Raw genomic sequence first — 17,584 nt, forward strand, 5'->3', positions numbered from 1 at the left:
AGCAAAATAGCCAAACTTTGGAAATTCAGGTAGTCATTCAAGATCATCATCAAAGATTTTGTTTAAACTTTAGTGACAGATCTAGTAACAGAGAGAATGATGATTTGTGTTGAATACTAATTTGTATTGCAAACCAAAATGGAAGTAGCATCCATTAGGGAGAAACTTGATAATTGGTTTTGAGCCATAGCATTGTAGTTTAGGTTTCGCCCAATATAATTAATTGGTTCTACTTCGAGAGTTAGAAATAAAAATCTGGTACTAACGATTCTACCCCTTTATATAAAAACAAGATCAACCTTATCTTGGAAGTGGATAGTGTTTGTCAGACAAACACTCGCATAATAATGTTTTGTACAACAGAATTTTCAAAGCGGCTTCTCAGGAAAAAAGTCCCTCGGCGAACACATAAATAGCTTAGCCAGCTCGTTAAGGTGGTTGTTGTTGTATTTGGCTCTGAAGTTCGGGCTTTCAATTTGTCCAATGAAGCCATTCGACACCCCCAAATGGATCGCCAGATCATCCTGTTCCAGTGCAAGTTGAAGCCTCATCTCCTTTACTTGGGAGATGATAAACCAATCAATCTTAGACTTTAAGTTTTTGCTGGACATGACCGTCCGCAAGGACTTGAAATAAAATCAGCGCCTTCCTTAGACATGTCTAAGGAATTTTATTATATTGCAAGGACATTTTTGCGAATCTTCTTTTAAGTAATTGAAGCTTTCGCTTGGAGTCTCGTCTTGAAACCTAGGAAATTTTAAGACCACGAGATGATAAGCAAGGGCTCACGTTCCGGCGTGGGCTCCCTTATTCGTGGTCAGGCTTCCTAGGGCCCCAAGACGATAAGTGGAGTTCCGCGCCTTTTTTGTGCTCTCCTGGCTCCAATAAACCAAGCAAAATGAGCCGGCCTTGCCCCGAAAGCACGATATCGACGCTGAAGATGCCTTCCGCTACCTCCAACAGGGTCGCGAAGAGGGGCTGGATCATTATTTCCGGGCTCATTACCGGCCCCTGTCGTACTTCGCCTATAAGTTGCTGGAAGACGCTTCGCTAGCCGAGGAAATGGCCGCAGAAGCCTTTGTAAAGCTTTGGGAGCGCCGCACTTCCCTTTCCGGTGCCGCCGGTGTCAAAGCCTGGCTTTTCCGCACCGTCCGCAATGCCTGCCTGGATCACCTGCGCGCCGCCCGACGGCTCCGCATCGGCCGCGAAGGCCTGGAGGCCGCTAGTGAGGCGGCTGGGGCGTCCGCCCTCCACTACCTGATCGAAACGGAGATGGTGCAGCAAGTTCTTATCCAGCTGGAGACGCTTCCCGATGGCAGCCGGGAGATATTCCGGCTTTTTTACCTGGAGGACAAGAATCTTAAAGAGATCGCCGAGGAGCTCCAGGTATCCGTAAGTACCGTTAAGAGCCAGAAGGCGAGGGCGCTGGAGCTATTGCGGCGCAAGCTGCCGCACTTATGCCTGACTTTGCTTTTTCTTTTCTAATGATCTCGCGGGCAATAAGTACGGTTTTTTAACCTCATGTTTATTGGGGGAAAATGCACTGATGGCAGGAATCTTGTACCTTTAGGGCATGGGCAGCAAAGAAATCACGCAATTACACGAGCAGTTGGACCAGCTTACGCAGCAGGTTTCCCAGTCGCCCGAGGCTGCCCGCCAATGGCTTGAAGAGCTGGGCCTGTTCCGTATGTTACAGGAAGAGGAGCAACACGATACGCCGCCTGCCCGCATGTAAGATTTATGGGTATTTATTCCACTAAATCAGGTCTTATTCTGGGCTTTCATGGATGCGAACGCGAAGTGCGCGATAAAATCGTATTCGGACATGAACCGATGCGCCACAAAGACAATGCGTACGATTGGCTGGGCTTCGGAGACTATTTCTGGGAAGGGAATCTAGCTCGGGCCTGGGATTTTGCCCAAAATCCGCCAGGTGGGAAGAAATACAAGGAGCCCGCGGTATTGGGTGCGGTAATCGACCTCGGATTATGCCTTGATCTGTTGGAAACAGAACATATTCTCCTGGTGCGTCACTCATACAACGCTGCAAAAGCTGCGCTTGAAAATATTGAGGAATCGAAGCTGCCGGTCAATAAAAATGTTGCAGGTTCTTCGGACCGGCTACTGCGGTATCTGGACTGTCTGGTAATAGAAACGCTTCATAAGCTACGGAGCAGAGCAGGTAATCCCCAATTCGACTCTGTGCGGGGGATGTTTGATGAAGGCAAAGAGCTTTATCCAGGTGCTGGCTTCAAAGACAAGAATCATATTCAGATTTGTATCCGCAACCCCAATTGCATCAAAGGCTTTTTCATTCCGAGAAACGAGGTGGAGTGGCCATCGCCAACATCTTAAAACAGGCTACCCTGTCGTGCAATGATCTTTTGAAATTTCGGATGAAAGGTCCCGATGATGAGAAAAGGGTTGGGCGACCGGAGCTGAAATGTTTTGGCTGTACCCAGGAAAAGGTGCAGGTCCTTTGTCCTTGCAAAATCATCCAAGTACTTCTGCCGTACCTTACTGCAGGCCACCTTTTCATCGCCGTGGTCCCTTAGACAGTTCCAGTAAAGCTGCCCAAGTTCCCAGTCCTCAATCATGATTTTAGACTCCTTACCCTCTTCGTCACGAAAATGATAGGAAAACTCGAAGGGTAGCTTCTTTACAACTTTCGGGCGCTCAATGTTTGAAGAGACGTCAAATATGTTCAATTGGTTCAACGTAAGGAGCTTCTCCTTGTCCCATTCACGTTCCACTTCCCTCACTTTAATATCAAGGATTTCTGTCGGCTTAAACACTGCCAGTGATGTTAGTTTCCTCTTGTCCTTGGCGTCACTGATCAGGGCGGTTAGGTTGGTGTAAACGTTCTTGAGCACAAGCTTTCGGCGCGCATCCCAGCTGCCTCCATCAGGGGGGACGGTTTCCAGGATAGAAATTTCCGTTTCATGTGTGGCAGGGCGGTAGCTCTCCGGTCGGAAATCTTCGGTATTTTTCACCAGGTCCAGCTCAATCCACTGGTATTTGCTGTATTGCTCAGCGTAGGATTTTTTTCTGTATTGGACCGGGTATATCCTGATCCAGGTGCCGTCTTCCCGAAAGCCCGCTGTACAAACGAGCTCCTCATATTTCGATGATATGGTTGGATACGTCTTGACAGTGATCAGGACTTTAGTTCGGGCCATTTAAATATGCTTTAATTCATATTGCCAGCCTGGCAGCCTCATAATTGCTTCACTTAAATGCTTCCGGTGGCACTGGCAGATATTTTTCTCAAAACAAGTTAAGGCAATTCTTTCTTTTTCCTTCAAAAGCTCAAGTATTTCATGCTGGGTACTCAGTGTCTCAGAAAGCGTTCTTTGCCTGTAGCTTTCAAATAGCAGGTCATAATCGTCCTGGGTGTTCAGCTCCTGCCTCTCATCCGAATGAATGCCAACATCCGAGAAATGGATGTATTCGATATTGATATTTCTGCAGGCGCCAGCAAGCTGGTTTTTGGAGAATCCGTATTTCTGGCTCAGCGCATTACGTCTTACATCAACTAGGACTTTAATGTCGTGCTTCAGCAACTTATTCAAATATCCTTCTAAGGAAATACCCTCGTATCCAATCGTATATAGAATCGTACCTCTGGAAAAAGGTTTCTTTTCCTGAATCGCTTTGAGTTCAGCCGGCGTCATCAGCCGATCAGCGGTCGTGCTGTTAATTGCCGATTCGGGGTAAGTGCGATACGTATACTTCATCAATGCATCAGCATCGAAGTCTTTAAAAAGCAAATGCATTTGCTTGACCAGTTGCTTATCCTTCGCATTCAGCTGCATCAGATAGGAAAGCTTGTCCTTTTTCTCAAAAGAGGTTTCGTCTTCAATTAGGAAGCCGTGTTTGACCATGGCACTTAAATCGGCATTAGCCGAATAGGAGTAAGCGCCAAACTTATAAGGTACAAAATCGTACGTCGTTTCCGACTGGCGCTTGGAGACGATGAACAGTAATTTTTGTAAGTTGATCTTTCCCAACTTGCCTCCAAAGATTTCAAGAATAGCAAGTATGAGTTTTCTCCTGTAAAACATGCGCGAAGTTATTCGAAAGGCTGGGACAAAACTTATTCGTTACCTGGTTCTTGGGCTTCAATACCCGCCGGCGTAAAAATTGAAATTGCGGCCGCTTTAATGCCTTCGGTTACCTGGCGGATATGATTGATCAGCAAGTCGAAAGTCATCGGTCCTCCTATTAACGATGTCCATCTAACAATCCGTTTATCAGGATAGGTGTCAATGTCTTCGAATCCGTATATTGACATATTCATTCTCAGGCTGCTCATTGCACTAGCCAGCAACTGACTCGGAGCTGTATTGTGATTCATACCGTGATAAATCGATGCTTCAATTTCAATGGTGAAATAGCTTCCATTACGGGAAACATAAAACTCTGGTAGGGCCGAAGCCGCTACATGCAGGGCTAAATCTGCGGGTAGCTGGTTCAGATCTGAACCGTCAAGCTCCTCCACAGTCGTTTCGTAGTGGATTTCGTCTTCTGCAATAGATAGTGCACGGATATTTATCATCCTAAGCCCAATTTCGCCCAAAATACTAAATATTTTGGCATTAGGCGGCCTTGGGGTAAACCATAGAGGTTCAGCAAATCTTTAGCAGTCTGAAATCTTGCACGCGCCGCCATGCTTGGCTATACCGTATAGAGCGTAATGGCCTGCTAAGTTATTTGCACAACCCGACGCCTCCGCATCGGCCGCGCCGGCCTCGAGGCCGCCAGCGAGGTAGCCGAAGCCTCGGCCCTTCACCGCCTGATTGAAATTGAGATAGTGCAGCAGGTGCTCTCTACGCTCGATACCTTGCCCGAGGGCAGCCCCGCCAACTTTCAGGCTCTTTTACCTGGAAGACAAGAGCCTGAAAGAGATTGCGGAGGAGCTGCAGGTGTCGTTCAGTACCATAAAGAGCCAAAAGGCACGGGCGCTGGAGCTGCTACGGCGCAAGCTGCCGCACCTTGTCCTGCTTATCGGCTCCCTGGCACTTCAGCTTTATCGCTAAATAATCCTTCATTGACCCGCGTTCGGATTTACTCGGCGTTTTCTTACGTGTCCGCCAAGGTCTTGTTCAAGATTCCGTATTTTTTGGGCAAATTCAAGTGAATGCCTCCTAAGAGGGTGATCGTTTCCCATTGCAATAGCTGCCTCCGTGAAACCAACCAGTCGGTGCTTTATGTCAAGCCCGTAAAAAGCTCAATCGCAGAAGATGACGAGGAATTGAGTGTTCAGGATGAATACATGACGCTGCAATGTATGGGGTGCGACCATGTTTCTTTTCTAGTGCGCCATGGGTTCCCTCAAACAAATGACGATGCAGAGGAGCGCGACTATTATGACGTAAGCTACCCCGAAACGAAGTATTTTGCGCATATCCGCCTGCTGGACGGAGAGGAGCGCATGGCACTCCCACGGCTGCTTGATGATTTGTACGCCCAGTTGGAAATCGCGTTTCAGCACGAAGCTTGTACTTTGGCCGGCATCGGGCTCCGACTCATGGTAGAGGCGATTTGCCTTCATCAAAAAGTGCCTGGCAGTACTTTAAAGGCTAAGATCGATAGCCTTCATAGTGAGGGGCTTATATCCAAAAACGATTTGCCCATCCTGCATAATCTCCGGGAATTGGGAAATATATCGGCGCATGAGATCAAGGGTTTTCCGATCGATATGCTGACCCACGCACTCGAGATCGTCAATCACATTCTCAAAGGCATTTTCATAATGCCGAAGATTAACCGGAAGTTGAAATTAGGAAAGAAGAAGGCTCCGGCGAAAGGCAATAAATCCACCCTGTAAACAATTCAAGATTAGAGTAGACCAAAAAGACTGGTCTCTTTGTTTTAATTGAAAGTAACTGGTATAGAGATACGGAAAGAATTATAGAAAGCTGTAATTGTTGTTAAGCACCAAAAAGCTCGGCTCTGGGAGCCTCCGCCTCAGAAGTTGCCACAACTGTGCCTGGCGGTCCTATTTCTGTCCTGATGTGGAATGTCCGGTCTTTTATCGGCATTGACTACCCTGCAGCGCTTTTCACCTTCCTAATTTCCTGTTGGAAACAACCCATCCCACCAAGTTTGTTTAAGCCGCGGTTCCAATCCAAGCGAGAAAATTCGTTGCGGGTTGAACGCTTTAGTCCTTTGATTTCAGAGAAGCGTCTTTTCTTCAAAATATGCGTCGTTACTGCACATTTAACGCCACGGGTGCTTACGTATGTCGTAATTTTACGATGCCTCTTCTGCTGCAATGGACCTCACAGAAATCACATCCCTACCCCTGCCGGCACAACTCCAGGAATTGGAGCACGCTTATGCCGAATGCATCATCGATGCTGACCCCGCGTTTCTGACCCGCCTTTGGAACGAAATCAAAAAGCTCAGAAAGCAGTTAGCACTACCTGTTTATGAATACGTGACACCCGTCGGGCAGCGCGTATAAGGTTCACCTGATACACTTCTGTCAACTTGCACTTATTACGGGCTCAGCGGGCAGATCCAACGAAGGCTTCCCATTGGTGTTGTATAAACCCTGCACGGGCCTGCTCCGAAAATTCCAGGTTTGCGGAAATCCATTCGTACAAGTAAGGATTAGTGGCCAGTTTAGCGAACTCTTCTTTTAAAAAGCGGCATACTGTCTCCGGTGCTGCGTCCAGCTCCTCCCAGATCGTCGACCGGTTATTGAGCAGGAAGATCAGGTCCTCGAAGTCATGGCTGGTACGCCCGTCGCCCCGCCCGCGGCCCCGGAAGGCCTCCAGCTTGGATGCTATGAAATAAGGCGGGCTGAAAATGCGGATGGCATATTCTGGCGCCATCGGGTAGGAGACGGCACTTTGATAGCCTTCGGCATACCAGCGGTTGGAAAAGCCCAGGATGCTTTCCTCGATGGGCATCACATCAACGGTGATGCCTTGTACAACGTACCGGCAGATCACCCCTGAAGTCATATCCGGCTGGAAGCCTTTAGCGCGCAGCCGTTCTTCCACAGCAGCATATTGCGAACGGGTATAGAGCTCGACCAGGATGTCTACGTCATCGGTTTCCCGCACTTCCGTTGTCTCCCGGTCGGCATATAAAGAGACGGTAGCGCCCCCGACAAAAACTACTTCCTGCGCCAGATCGCCCAAGGCGTTATATACAGCCCGGATGCGGGCCACATTATTTTGATGGCTCATTGAGAATCTTCTTTTGAATCAGGTCGGTGGCCATGTTTACCTCGCGCTGCCGCCCTACGCGGACCATATCGATGCAGGCAAGGAGCAGGTACAGCTCTTCATCCTGGGCGGCAGCTTTCGGAAGGGACGGGTAAAGGGGCTCGATCGCGAGCCCCCGGGCTTTGCTTTCTGGTGCGGGCCAGACGTATTTAAGTTCAGCGCGGATGCGGGTCTCGAAATGCGGGTGCGCATGCGCCGTGGGGATGCCATTTACCAGGGCGCCCGGTGCTTGCGGGAATACATAGTGCAGACCGTAGCAGATGAATTCCACCATATTTAGCCGGTTCACACGCCGTTTGGTTTCGTCTACCAGGCCTGCCAGGTGGCTCCGGTTCAGTGACTCGCTGATCTCCGCCGGGCTGAGCAGGAGCTGTTGGGCCAGGTCTTTAAACTGCCAGGTCTCCCGATGTAGAATAAGGATTTTCAGAAGGATGACTATGTCCTGGGGACGCATCCCATTGTGTTTCCGCATACTTTTTGTATTCGCAAATGCGAATATAATTCGCAATTTGCAAATTGCGAATTGAGAATTTCGCTATTGGTCGCACTGCCCAAGGCTTTGGTTCGCTGTTCGCAAATCACGAACAAACGTACCGGCAAGAAAAAGCGGGCGGATTTTCCGTCCTCCATCATTTTTTTCCGTCTTAGGATAGTCGTGCTAATTTTATCATAGCCCAAACCGCTCTAATCTTGCTTTTATGAACGGGAATGACCTCCCTGATAAGGACCTCCCGGTAGCCGAGCGCATCGCCTACCTCATCGCCGGCTTCCTGCGCGGCACCCTCACCACGTCCGAGCACAACGAACTGGACGCCTGGGTGGTGGCCTCCGAGGAGAACACCCGTCTGTTTGAGCAGCTCACCGATGAATCCACCATCGAAGCCGGTTTGCGCTGGCAGGAACGTCTGAACGAAGACGCAGCCCTGGAAAAGGTCAAAGGGCGGATCGCTCCAAAGCCTACCCGCCCGCTCTGGCTCTTCGCGCTCGCCGCCTGCGTGTTGCTCTTTGGCATCGGACTTTTCCTTTTCACCCGCACGGCTTCCGCTCCTTCCCCCGTGGCTCTTTCCGGCACGCCCGGAACACCCGGCCGCGACCAGGCGGTGCTGACCCTGGCCGGCGGACGCACCATCATTTTGGATGCCGCCGCCAACGGCACCGTCGCATCGGAGGGGGGAATTGACGTAAACAAAGGTGCCGCCGGCGAGTTACTTTATCAGGGAACTACAGCCGAAACTCTTTGGCATACGGTATCCATACCCCGTGGCGGCCAGTACCGGCTCCAGCTGAGCGACGGCTCCCGCATCTGGGTCAATGCCCAATCCAAGCTTCGCTTTCCCGCCTCCTTTGCGGACGGTGAGCGTACCGTAGAACTGGAAGGGGAAGCCTATTTCGAAGTGGCCAAAGATGCCCGGCGGCCTTTCCTGGTCGCGGTTCGGGTGGGGGCAGGTACCATTCAAACGGTGGAGGTACTGGGCACCCACTTCAACATCAATGGCTACGGCGACGAAGGCGGCGTGCGCACCACGCTCTTGGAGGGTTCTGTGCGCGTCCGTGAGGGGCCACATTCGGTAGTCCTGAAACCAGGAGAAGAAGCTTCCGGCGAGGGTAACCTTAAGGTGCGGGCAGGAGATCCTGTAGCCGCAACGGCATGGAAAGACGGGCTGTTCCGGTTCCGCGGTGCTTCCATTCAAACCATCGCCGCCCAGCTGGGCCGCTGGTACGACCTGGAAGTGGAAGTGCGCGGCGACATTCCCGACCATTTCACCGCCACGATCGACCGGAAGGAGCCGCTCCAGGACCTGCTAAAAGTACTGGAGGATACCCGCCAGGTCCGCTTCAGGCTGGAAGGAAATAAACTGATCATCACGCCCTGAGGGCATCACCATAGTGGTTGACCAACTGCGGAAAGCGCAGGAATGAAAAACCGGGAGTGTTGAGACCACCCCCGGCGGATCGTTCAGGTTAACCCAGTATCAACAATCGGCTAAGACGTCGAATTCATTAACCCAAACTAAAACAAAGCTATGCAAACCACTGTGCACGGCAAAAGGGTACGTCCCCATCCCACACTGAAAAGAGGAGCCCTGTTCCTCTGCCTTTTCCTTTTTTCCTTGTTCGCCCAAGGGCAGACCCTCACCCTTTCGCTGAAGAAAGTACCACTGGAATCCGCTTTTTTGGCGATCGAGCGGCAGTCACCGTACCGCTTCACCTACACCGTCGAAGTGCTGCAGGCCACCAGCCCTGTAACCCTGGAAGTTTCGGGTGCATCACTGGAGACGGTGCTGGCCCGGCTTTTCGAGGGGCAGCCGCTCTCTTATACGGTGAACAAAAACTATATCAGCGTTCACCGCAAAGCCGTTCCCGAAAAACCAGCTAAGTCGGCGGCCGAGTTGACCCTGGACGGTATCGTACGCAATGATCGCGGCGAGCCTGTTCCACGTGCCACGGTTGCTGTAAAAGGGTCGGGTCGAACCGTAGTTACCGATGCGGCCGGCCGGTTCAGTATCCCCGGGATGACCGGCCAGGAAACGCTCCTGATCACCAGCATCGGTCACTCAGCCCGCGAGCTTGCCGTGAACGGCCGCAGCCGGCTGGAGGTGATTCTGCCCATCCAAAGCAGCATGCTGGATGAAACGGTTGTGATCGGCTATGGTACGACAACACGGCGCTTTAGTACCGGCTCCGTCAGCCGCATTACCGCGGCCGAAATTGCCCGTCAGCCCGTCACCAATCCGCTGGCGGCCCTGCAGGGACGCGTTGCCGGTTTGAGCGTCGTTCAGGCGAACGGTCTGCCAGGCTCCAACTTCAATGTGCAGATTCGGGGGCAGAACAGCATCAAGCAAGGGACCCAGCCGCTTTATATCATCGACGGGGTTCCGCTGATGCTCAACAGCACGCTCGCCCAGGTGTCTCCTTTTATTTCCACTACAGTTACCAACCCGCTCAATGCCATCAATCCTTCCGACATCGAAAGCATTGAGGTCCTGAAGGATGCAGATGCAACTGCCATTTACGGATCGCAGGGTGCGAACGGCGTCGTTTTGATCACGACAAAGAAGGGGGCCGGAAACAAGACGCGCCTGAGTGTGAATGCCTATACCGGCTTTAGCCACGTGGGACGGACGGCCCGACTGCTGAACACAGACCAGTACCTGGCCATGCGCCGCGAAGCCTTCGCCAATGACGGTGTCGCGCCTACGGCAGCTTCTGCTCCTGACCTGTTGGTGTGGGATTCCACCCGTTATACGGATTGGACAAAAGAGCTGATTGGAGGTACAGCAAGGTTTTCAAACATTCAGGCAACGCTTAGCGGCGGGTCGCGGCAATCCAACATTCTTTTCAGTGCCGGCTATTCCAAAGAGACCACCGTTTTCCCAAGCAATGAACCGGCACTTCGTGGGTCCATGCGCCTGAACGCGGGGCACCAGTCAACGAACGGTCGGTTTCGCGCAGATTTTTCTGCGCTCTATACACTCGAAAACAAAATCCTGCCTGCTACAGACCTGACGGCTAGTATCCTGCTACCGCCGAACATTCCTGCCATGAAGGATTCTGCCGGCAACCTGGCCTGGGTTCCTGGCTTTGATAATCCGTATGCGATCGGGCTTCAGGAGTACCGCGGCCAAAATCAAACCTTTCTTTCGAATGTGCTCCTCCAATTCGAAATCGTGAAAGGCCTGACGATCAAATCCAGCTTTGGCTTCAGTCGCATGTCGAGCGATGAGGAAAGCCGGTTACCGATAAAGGCGCTTCGCCCCTCCGCGTCGGCCCGTGGAAGCCTTCAAATGGGAAATGCTGCCGCTACCAACTGGATCGCCGAGCCCCAGCTTGGATACCACCGGACAGTCGGGCAAAGTCGTTTCGAAGCAATGGCGGGTTTGTCCCTCCAGGAGCGGCGGCAAAAGGGGAACACTATTACCGGCTCCCAGTACACCTCTGACGACCTGCTCGGCAACCTCGCTGCCGCCGGGCAGCTATCTGCTTCGAACTACCGCTCCCAGTACAACTATACGGCTGTTTTCGGCCGGCTTTCTTACAGCTACGCAAAACGCTATCTCCTCAACCTGAATGCACGGCGCGATGGCTCTTCCCGCTTTGGACCAGCCAACCGCTTTGCCAATTTTGGTGCAGTCGGTGCCGGCTGGGTCCTTTCCGAGGAGCCCTTCTTGCAGAAGCGCCCATCGTGGATCAACTTCGCCAAGATTCGCGGCAGTTACGGTGTAACGGGCAATGACCAGATCGGAGATTACCTCTACCTGGATGCCTGGACCGCCGCGGCGGCTTATCAGTATGGCGGCGCCGCGGGCGTACTTCCCAGTCGCCTGTTCAATCCCTATTTTCAATGGGAGCGCAACCGTAAGCTCGAAGTCGCAGCGGACCTTATTTTGTTTCAAAACCGCTTGTCTTTGACTGCCGCCTGGTACCGGAACCGCAGCGATAACCAACTCATCAATTACAGGCTTCCCAGCCAAACGGGCTTCACAACCTTATTGAAAAACCTGGACGCGCTCGTGCAAAACACCGGGCTGGAATTTGAGGCCACATCCAAAAACTTCACCGCCGGGAACTTCCGGTGGAATACAGCGTTCAATATCTCTTTCCCACGAAACAAGTTGCTGCGTTATCCGGGCCTTGAGATTTCCAGTGACCGTTTCAGCTATGCAATTGACCAACCGCTGTCGGTACTCCATGGCTTCAACTATGAAGGGGTTGATCCTCAGACAGGCGTTTATGTATTTACCGACGTCAATAAGGACAACCTGATCAACAGCGCCGGAGATGCTATTCCCGTCGGCGCCATGGCGGTAAAATACCAGGGCGGCTTGCAAAACACGTTTCACTACAAAGGGTGGGAGGCCGATTTCTTTTTCCAATTTGTGAATCAAACCGGCCGGAACTACCTCGCCCAGATTGGTGCCCGGCCCGGCTTTCAGAGTAACCAGCCGGCTTATGTCCTGGAACGTTGGCAGGCTCCGGGAGACGCCGCCCTGGTAGAGCGCTTTACTCAATCCACCGGTACGCCTGCTTACGCAGCCTATAACAACTACCGGAATTCCTCGGCGTCACTTTCAGACGCGTCCTTCATCCGTCTGAAAAACGTTTCCCTGGCGTACTCCCTGCCGGAGAAATGGCTGAGGAAGGTGAAGATGGAGCAAGTCCGCTTGTATATCGAGGGGCGCAACCTGCTCACCATTACGTCCTACAAAGGGGCTGACCCCGAAACCCAAATTCTAACCACGCTTCCCCCGCTCAAGACACTGGTCGCCGGGGTGCAGCTTAACTTTTAAACTACTGGCTATGCGCTATCTGACCTATATAATTTGCATGCTTTCTCTAGCTGCAGCTTCCTGTAAGAAGTTTGTAGAAGTGCCTACACCGGACGATCGCATTGTCAGCGACGATGTTTTTTCATCGGATGCCAAAGCCTCTGGTGCAATGACCGCGGTATACGGCAATTTGATCAATGGCGGAGGCTCTTTCATAAATGGATTCGGCACCACTAGTGGCGGCCTTTCTTCGGACGAACTTCAAAAGTTCAACCCATCAGCTGGAGAACAGGAGTTCTTAAACAACGCGCTTACACCAACAAACACAACACTCCGAACACTCTGGTCAAGCGCTTACCAATCTATTTATTACGCAAATGCGATCCTCGAGGGTGTCCGGAGATCCCAGGCGCTTTCAGCGGGAGTAAAAGGACAGTTAGAGGGTGAAGCTCGGTTTGTCCGTGCGCTTCATTATTTCTACCTGGTCAATTACTTTGGCTCGGTGCCCTTGGTCACCAGTACCGACTATGCGGTAAATAGTACACTTCCCCGGTCGGAACCCGCAGCTGTATACCAGCAGATAAGAGCCGATCTTATTGCCGCCCGTGATTTGCTTCCGGAGGCTTATGTAGGAAGTGAGCGTATTCGTCCCAACCGGTGGACTGCAGTGGCTTTGCTGGCACGGACCCATTTGTATAACAAGGAATGGACCGAAGCAGTGGCGGCTGCAAGCAATATTATTGGCAGTGGTGTTTACCAGCTTCAGGTAGATCCAGCAACCGTCTATCTAAAGACAAGCCGCGAGGCGATCTGGCAATTGAGCCCAAATACCGGGACGCTCCGTGAAACGAGCTTGCTTCGGCCCACCGGAACCACAGCACCTGTTCCGCAATATTTCTTGCCGTCATCAGCAATGGCCACTTTCGAGCCCGGAGACCTTCGCCGCAGGAAGTGGGTGGATAGTGTAACGCACCAGGGAACCCGCTATTACTATCCAGCGAAATACCGGAATACCACTACTGCCGTCACCGAGTACTATACGGTCTTCCGACTAGCGGAGGTTTACCTGATCCGGGCGGAAGCAAGACTCAATACAGGGGATCTGGATGGCGCCGCGCAAGATCTGAACATCGTGCGCACGCGGGCTGGGTTGCCTAATACGCTGGCTACCACGGCTCCAGATCTTTCCACTGCTATCGTCGCCGAGCGCAGACGGGAGCTTTTTGCCGAGATGGGGCACCGCTGGTTGGATTTAAAGCGATGGAACTTGGTGTCCGCTGTTTTAAGCCCGATAAAAACTGGCTGGCAGGCGACAGACACCCTGTACCCGGTGCCGAACGATGAACTCCTATCCAATAACAGCCTGACGCAGAATCCAGGGTATTAACCATCTTTTTTAAGCTATTTACTATGAAAAAAGTTCTCTTTTTCGTAGCCGGGATTCTTATGTCCTTGCTATCCGTTGCCCAAGACCAGAAAGAACTGGGAAAGTATGTGGGTGATCTGAAAATCACGTCGAGTCTGAATTACCCGGGCAAGCTTGCGTCTTTGGGTGACCTCAGGGGGAAGGTGATCCTTCTGGATTTCTGGAGCAGCCGGTGCTTATCCTGCTTCCATACGTTTGCCGAGATGAGCACCTTGCAGAAGAAGTTCAATGGCGATGTCGTTCATTTCTATGTGACCACGCAGCCCCGCAAGGAGGTGGAGGATTTCTTTGCCCGTCGCCCGGAATTTTTGAAGTATGACCTTCGCTTTATTACCGATGCAGGCAACCTTGCTGAACGCTTCCATCATTCCAGCCTGCCGTATTTTGTCTGGATCGGCAAAGACGGAAAGATCAAAGCGCTTACGAACCGCAAGCAGGTGACCGAGGCGAACATTCGGAAACTACTGGAAACAAACACCGTTTCGCTGCCGGTGAAGCGTAGTTTTCGGGACCTTGATCCCGATGAACCCTACTTCTCTCACGAAGCGTTTCAGAACGAGTTGATACAAGGCGCTTCCCTAGCCGGAATGATCGATGGGTTGCCATCGACACAGGGCATCCGGCGCTTCCCTAACGGGTTTCGCTCGGCTTTCGCTTTGAATGCCTCCGTAGAGTCAATGTATGCCTTTGCCTATGCCGTGGACCTTCGTTTTCAGCCAGTGGATGTACCGCGATTGTTCCGGTTTCAACTCCGGGATAGTACCCGCTTTTTCGACCGGGAGGACGGTACGATGATCCCGAAAAAGTATTGTTTTGAGCAGCTGATGCGCTTTGATTCGTCAAAAGTCAGTAACAGGACAATTCTTCGTAAAGCACAGCGGGAATTAGACCACGTTTTCGGATTAAGGAGCGAGATCAGAACCGTCAAAACAAATTGCTACATCATTTCAAAAGGAAAAGAATTCAAGCAGTCGCAAGCCAGTGAAAAGTTGTTGGATGTTGGGGAAGAGTCCGTAAAGTTAAAAGCGCAGCGGCCACAGACGGTAGTGGCCTACGTTAAGTACCAATTCTCATCCCGGACTCCTATTCTGATGGAGCGCTTTGAAGACAGCGACAAAATCGACATCGAGTTACGTAATTATTCAGACGTTGAGTTGCTCCGTAAGGATCTCGCGAAGGCGGGCTTGGATATCCGCCTGGAACCAAGAGAGATCCAAATGGTATTGGTGACGGATTGAAAATAAGGGGCCGCATGAGTGCGGCCCCTTATTTTTTAATTCTTGGTGGCGTGGCGCTCGTAGACCGCCGGGTCGGTTTCGTCGACCATCGGTGCGATGCTGTAGAGCGATCCGTTTTGTACGACCTCGTTGTCGCTGATGTTCAGCGAAACGGCGCACAGCCGGGATCCGTCATCGCACTGGGACGGGGGCGTGTCGCTCTGCACACCACCGCTCGGATTGACAGCGTTACCATTAGCATCGACCAGGAACCAGACCAGATCCCCGGTCATAGCGGCTTTCTTCTGGACGGTTGTGAACGCACTGCCGGCAACGGCCAGTACGACCGCTACCAGCGGCAAAATCAACTTTTTCATAACGAAATGTTTTGACTAAAAATGGCGCCTACTCGGTTCCAGGTTTTCGGCTTCGCCTGCCTGCCGTCCGGCAGGTGGTTTATTCGAATAAAAAGTTCAGATCAGCATGTTGCGGCTGCTACGTCCGCTATGGGACCCGTCTTGTCGAATCGGCTGGCCCGTGTCCACCAGCCCAATAGCCCGATTCCGGTAAAGAACAAGTTGAAAAGCAAATGTTCCGGCCATCCCATTGCAGCGATTACGCCGCCACAGGAGCAAGGTAATTTGGGCTCAAAAAGGAGCATGTAGGCAACATATACTGTGAAAACCGCCATCAGGATCGTGCTTGCCGCTAATCCGGAAAGACGGGTGCGCGGAATAAATAGGATTACCGCAATCAAGAGTTCGAGGAGGGGCAGCAGGCGTGCGACCGTTATTGCGTGCTGACCAATCAGGGGCGAAGTTGACAACACCATTTGAAAGGCCGGGAAGTCGAACAACTTGACCGTACCGGTGTACACCAGCAGTAACAGCATAAGCGCCGTACATATTTCGCTGACAGTATTTTTGGTGCTGGAGGTCATACTTCAATCTTTATGGGTTGCTGAATGATTTTCGCTTCCTTCTGTCTTGAAACGTTGCAACCGTAAAGTTTGTAAGAATAACAATACGCATGGTCCGAACCTGCTTTGATAGAGGTTCAAAGAAGTTGCGAAAGGGCCCGTGTCAACGAGTTCCCTTGCGCAGCGATGTGGCTTTATAGCCGAAATACTTTTGGAATTCCATCGTGAAATTACTGGGCCGCATGCCTACTGTCGGAGCCACAGTTTTTACCTGTTCGCCCCGGAGCAGGAGTTCGCGCGCCCTCTCCATGCGTGCCGTTCGTAAATATTCATACAGGCCGGATCCATAAACCTTTTGGAAGGCACGCTTCAGCGACGATTCGCTCCAGCCAACCATCCGGGCTAGTTGATCGTTCGGGTAGTGCCGGCTAATATCTTGCATGATGATGGCCTGCGCACGCTCGGCCATTTGGAGTTCCAGTTGTGTTGCCGGTGCATTATCAGGTTCTGTATAGGCCTGAGCGAGCTGGGTAAACAAGGCCTGGCGAACTTTCATTTCCCAAAAAATCCGCTGAAGTTCTGGCTGGTATTGCTCCTGTAACACTTCTTGTACAGCATCTAAGAGCGTGTGGCGGGCCGGCCGGGGTGATGGCAGGAGAAAACGCGGCTTGCGGCCCTTATCCCGGAGCGCTTTCTTCAGCGCAGGAAAATGCGGCAGCCATTCCTCGTATCCCGAACCCGTATAGTAAGTGTTGATCAAATGGCACTCTCGCCCTCCCGGGACAATGGTTTCCGTATCTGCGGTTCGCGCGTCCAGCAGGGTAAATTGACCCTCGGCCAGTGTTTGCGCCGCTCTCCCTTTAAAGCCGAATTGTAATCCGCCTTTCAGGGAGAGCAGCGATTGCAACCCGCCATTCTCCTCGGTGCCGAATAAAGAAACTTGCTGTAAAAAAGAAAAGATGTAGTAGTTGAGGCGGTAGCCTTCCGTCTGAATCTGTTGCAGCAAAATCGATCCGAAAGGGTGCTCGGCATACATCGTCCGGGCACTGGGAAGCGGCGCATCACCGCGGTTAGCAGGCCACCCAGGAAGTAGTGAGAGTGGGCCGTAAGAGGACGAATGAAGGTTAGTTGGCATAGGATGCTAAGCGACAGGCTCTAAATTAAGCCCGTTTTGCTTTTCCTACACTGCCGGGGGTGCTCCCAATGCATCAAAATCCGGTAAACATTGTTTACAAATAGGTAAAACTCTTTAGCCGCTAATGATGCGAAAGGAACGATCCTTCCAATTGGAATCAATTGCAGCAAAAAGATTCCTGCGTTAAATGCCAGTTTTATGGCTCGCAAATGTTTGGGGCAAGTAAGATCCGGCTCCTTGTACCGGCCTGTAATTCGCAAGACTCTCCATGACGCCCGCCCTAGGCCGTGTTGACAATTACTTTGCATTAGTGAGCGCTGCGGCGAGATAGACGAATGCGAGGAAGCAGGTGTCGGTTTTATCATAGCGTGTTGCGACG

The 17,584-nt window shown here is 51.7% G+C and carries 17 protein-coding genes; 9 read left to right on the forward strand and 8 right to left on the reverse strand.

Annotated elements, in window-relative coordinates; translation table 11 throughout:
• The first annotated feature begins 909 nt into the window (after positions 1–909).
• From ABD937_RS18470 to ABD937_RS18480, 3 genes are all read left to right on the forward strand, one after another.
• A complete protein-coding gene (locus ABD937_RS18470; RefSeq protein WP_345257333.1) occupies positions 910–1,485 on the forward strand; it encodes an RNA polymerase sigma factor in 576 nt (191 codons plus the stop codon).
• 88 nt (positions 1,486–1,573) lie between these two features.
• Positions 1,574–1,735: a hypothetical protein gene (locus tag ABD937_RS18475; protein ID WP_345257334.1), complete on the forward strand. Its 162-nt coding sequence runs from the start codon at positions 1,574–1,576 to the stop codon at positions 1,733–1,735.
• 5 nt (positions 1,736–1,740) lie between these two features.
• Positions 1,741–2,355, forward strand: a complete 615-nt coding sequence (locus tag ABD937_RS18480) for a hypothetical protein (RefSeq protein WP_345257336.1) — start codon at positions 1,741–1,743, stop codon at positions 2,353–2,355.
• On the opposite strand, the gene ABD937_RS18485 is transcribed toward ABD937_RS18480, so the two are convergent.
• Genes ABD937_RS18485 through ABD937_RS18495 form a run of 3 tightly spaced genes read right to left on the reverse strand, consistent with a single transcriptional unit; the run spans position 2,352 to position 4,558 of the window.
• Positions 2,352–3,179, reverse strand: a complete 828-nt coding sequence (locus tag ABD937_RS18485) for a hypothetical protein (RefSeq protein WP_345257337.1) — start codon at positions 3,177–3,179, stop codon at positions 2,352–2,354. The genes ABD937_RS18480 and ABD937_RS18485 overlap by 4 nt on opposite strands.
• Positions 3,180–4,064 carry a DUF488 domain-containing protein gene (locus ABD937_RS18490; protein WP_345257338.1) on the reverse strand — a complete coding sequence of 295 codons (885 nt, stop codon included), beginning with the start codon at positions 4,062–4,064 and terminating at the stop codon, positions 3,180–3,182. It abuts the gene before it with no gap.
• A gap of 32 nt (positions 4,065–4,096) precedes the next feature.
• The gene (locus ABD937_RS18495) at positions 4,097–4,558 is read right to left on the reverse strand and encodes a hypothetical protein (protein ID WP_345257339.1); all 462 of its coding nucleotides are present in this window, start codon (positions 4,556–4,558) and stop codon (positions 4,097–4,099) included.
• Positions 4,559–4,838: 280 nt separating this feature from the next.
• Here ABD937_RS18495 and ABD937_RS23925 point away from each other — a divergent pair, with 280 nt between their 5' ends.
• Positions 4,839–5,039, forward strand: a complete 201-nt coding sequence (locus tag ABD937_RS23925; RefSeq protein ID WP_425185814.1) for an RNA polymerase sigma factor — start codon at positions 4,839–4,841, stop codon at positions 5,037–5,039.
• A gap of 101 nt (positions 5,040–5,140) precedes the next feature.
• Positions 5,141–5,830, forward strand: a complete 690-nt coding sequence (locus ABD937_RS18500) for a DUF4145 domain-containing protein (protein ID WP_345257340.1) — start codon at positions 5,141–5,143, stop codon at positions 5,828–5,830.
• 682 nt (positions 5,831–6,512) lie between these two features.
• On the opposite strand, the gene ABD937_RS18505 is transcribed toward ABD937_RS18500, so the two are convergent.
• Together ABD937_RS18505 and ABD937_RS18510 are read right to left on the reverse strand one after the other, a co-directional pair.
• Positions 6,513–7,202, reverse strand: a complete 690-nt coding sequence (locus ABD937_RS18505) for a nucleotidyl transferase AbiEii/AbiGii toxin family protein (protein ID WP_345257341.1) — start codon at positions 7,200–7,202, stop codon at positions 6,513–6,515.
• Positions 7,186–7,695 (reverse strand): hypothetical protein, encoded by a 510-nt coding sequence (locus ABD937_RS18510; protein WP_345257343.1) that lies wholly within the window; start codon positions 7,693–7,695, stop codon positions 7,186–7,188. The genes ABD937_RS18505 and ABD937_RS18510 overlap by 17 nt, the downstream gene beginning before the upstream one ends.
• A 244-nt stretch (positions 7,696–7,939) precedes the next feature.
• Between ABD937_RS18510 and ABD937_RS18515 the strand changes: the two genes are divergently transcribed.
• The 4 genes from ABD937_RS18515 (at position 7,940) to ABD937_RS18530 (ending at position 15,172) form a co-directional block, all read left to right on the forward strand.
• Positions 7,940–9,115 carry a FecR family protein gene (locus ABD937_RS18515; RefSeq protein ID WP_345257344.1) on the forward strand — a complete coding sequence of 392 codons (1,176 nt, stop codon included), beginning with the start codon at positions 7,940–7,942 and terminating at the stop codon, positions 9,113–9,115.
• A 150-nt stretch (positions 9,116–9,265) separates the two neighbouring features.
• Complete coding sequence (locus ABD937_RS18520; RefSeq protein ID WP_345257345.1) at positions 9,266–12,529, forward strand: SusC/RagA family TonB-linked outer membrane protein; 3,264 nt, start codon at positions 9,266–9,268, stop codon at positions 12,527–12,529.
• Between the two features lie 10 nt (positions 12,530–12,539).
• Positions 12,540–13,895 (forward strand): RagB/SusD family nutrient uptake outer membrane protein, encoded by a 1,356-nt coding sequence (locus ABD937_RS18525; RefSeq protein ID WP_345257347.1) that lies wholly within the window; start codon positions 12,540–12,542, stop codon positions 13,893–13,895.
• Between the two features lie 23 nt (positions 13,896–13,918).
• Positions 13,919–15,172, forward strand: coding sequence for a TlpA family protein disulfide reductase (locus ABD937_RS18530; protein WP_345257348.1), 1,254 nt, complete (start codon positions 13,919–13,921; stop codon positions 15,170–15,172).
• Positions 15,173–15,207: 35 nt separating this feature from the next.
• On the opposite strand, the gene ABD937_RS18535 is transcribed toward ABD937_RS18530, so the two are convergent.
• From ABD937_RS18535 to ABD937_RS18545, 3 genes are all read right to left on the reverse strand, one after another.
• Positions 15,208–15,528: a DUF6520 family protein gene (locus tag ABD937_RS18535; protein WP_345257349.1), complete on the reverse strand. Its 321-nt coding sequence runs from the start codon at positions 15,526–15,528 to the stop codon at positions 15,208–15,210.
• A 101-nt stretch (positions 15,529–15,629) separates the two neighbouring features.
• Complete coding sequence (locus ABD937_RS18540) at positions 15,630–16,091, reverse strand: MauE/DoxX family redox-associated membrane protein (protein WP_345257350.1); 462 nt, start codon at positions 16,089–16,091, stop codon at positions 15,630–15,632.
• A 142-nt stretch (positions 16,092–16,233) separates the two neighbouring features.
• Positions 16,234–17,106 (reverse strand): helix-turn-helix transcriptional regulator, encoded by an 873-nt coding sequence (locus tag ABD937_RS18545; RefSeq protein ID WP_345257351.1) that lies wholly within the window; start codon positions 17,104–17,106, stop codon positions 16,234–16,236.
• Between the last annotated feature and the right edge of the window lie 478 nt (positions 17,107–17,584).

Origin of the sequence: Flaviaestuariibacter amylovorans, from assembly GCF_039541815.1 — a bacterium.
Classification (GTDB): domain Bacteria; phylum Bacteroidota; class Bacteroidia; order Chitinophagales; family Chitinophagaceae; genus Flavisolibacter; species Flavisolibacter amylovorans.

What these genes read in the sequence shown, in the direction of transcription:
- ABD937_RS18530 (WP_345257348.1), top strand. Translation starts at nt 13,919, where the DNA reads ATGAAAAAAGTTCTCTTTTTCGTAGCCGGGATTCTTATGTCCTTGCTA.
- ABD937_RS18485 (WP_345257337.1), bottom strand. Translation starts at nt 3,179, where the DNA reads ATGGCCCGAACTAAAGTCCTGATCACTGTCAAGACGTATCCAACCATA.
- ABD937_RS18535 (WP_345257349.1), bottom strand. Translation starts at nt 15,528, where the DNA reads ATGAAAAAGTTGATTTTGCCGCTGGTAGCGGTCGTACTGGCCGTTGCC.
- ABD937_RS18480 (WP_345257336.1), top strand. Translation starts at nt 1,741, where the DNA reads ATGGGTATTTATTCCACTAAATCAGGTCTTATTCTGGGCTTTCATGGA.
- ABD937_RS18500 (WP_345257340.1), top strand. Translation starts at nt 5,141, where the DNA reads ATGCCTCCTAAGAGGGTGATCGTTTCCCATTGCAATAGCTGCCTCCGT.
- ABD937_RS18520 (WP_345257345.1), top strand. Translation starts at nt 9,266, where the DNA reads ATGCAAACCACTGTGCACGGCAAAAGGGTACGTCCCCATCCCACACTG.
- ABD937_RS18515 (WP_345257344.1), top strand. Translation starts at nt 7,940, where the DNA reads ATGAACGGGAATGACCTCCCTGATAAGGACCTCCCGGTAGCCGAGCGC.
- ABD937_RS18540 (WP_345257350.1), bottom strand. Translation starts at nt 16,091, where the DNA reads ATGACCTCCAGCACCAAAAATACTGTCAGCGAAATATGTACGGCGCTT.
- ABD937_RS18545 (WP_345257351.1), bottom strand. Translation starts at nt 17,106, where the DNA reads ATGTATGCCGAGCACCCTTTCGGATCGATTTTGCTGCAACAGATTCAG.
- ABD937_RS18490 (WP_345257338.1), bottom strand. Translation starts at nt 4,064, where the DNA reads ATGTTTTACAGGAGAAAACTCATACTTGCTATTCTTGAAATCTTTGGA.
- ABD937_RS18505 (WP_345257341.1), bottom strand. Translation starts at nt 7,202, where the DNA reads ATGAGCCATCAAAATAATGTGGCCCGCATCCGGGCTGTATATAACGCC.
- ABD937_RS18510 (WP_345257343.1), bottom strand. Translation starts at nt 7,695, where the DNA reads ATGCGTCCCCAGGACATAGTCATCCTTCTGAAAATCCTTATTCTACAT.
- ABD937_RS18495 (WP_345257339.1), bottom strand. Translation starts at nt 4,558, where the DNA reads ATGATAAATATCCGTGCACTATCTATTGCAGAAGACGAAATCCACTAC.
- ABD937_RS18475 (WP_345257334.1), top strand. Translation starts at nt 1,574, where the DNA reads ATGGGCAGCAAAGAAATCACGCAATTACACGAGCAGTTGGACCAGCTT.
- ABD937_RS18525 (WP_345257347.1), top strand. Translation starts at nt 12,540, where the DNA reads ATGCGCTATCTGACCTATATAATTTGCATGCTTTCTCTAGCTGCAGCT.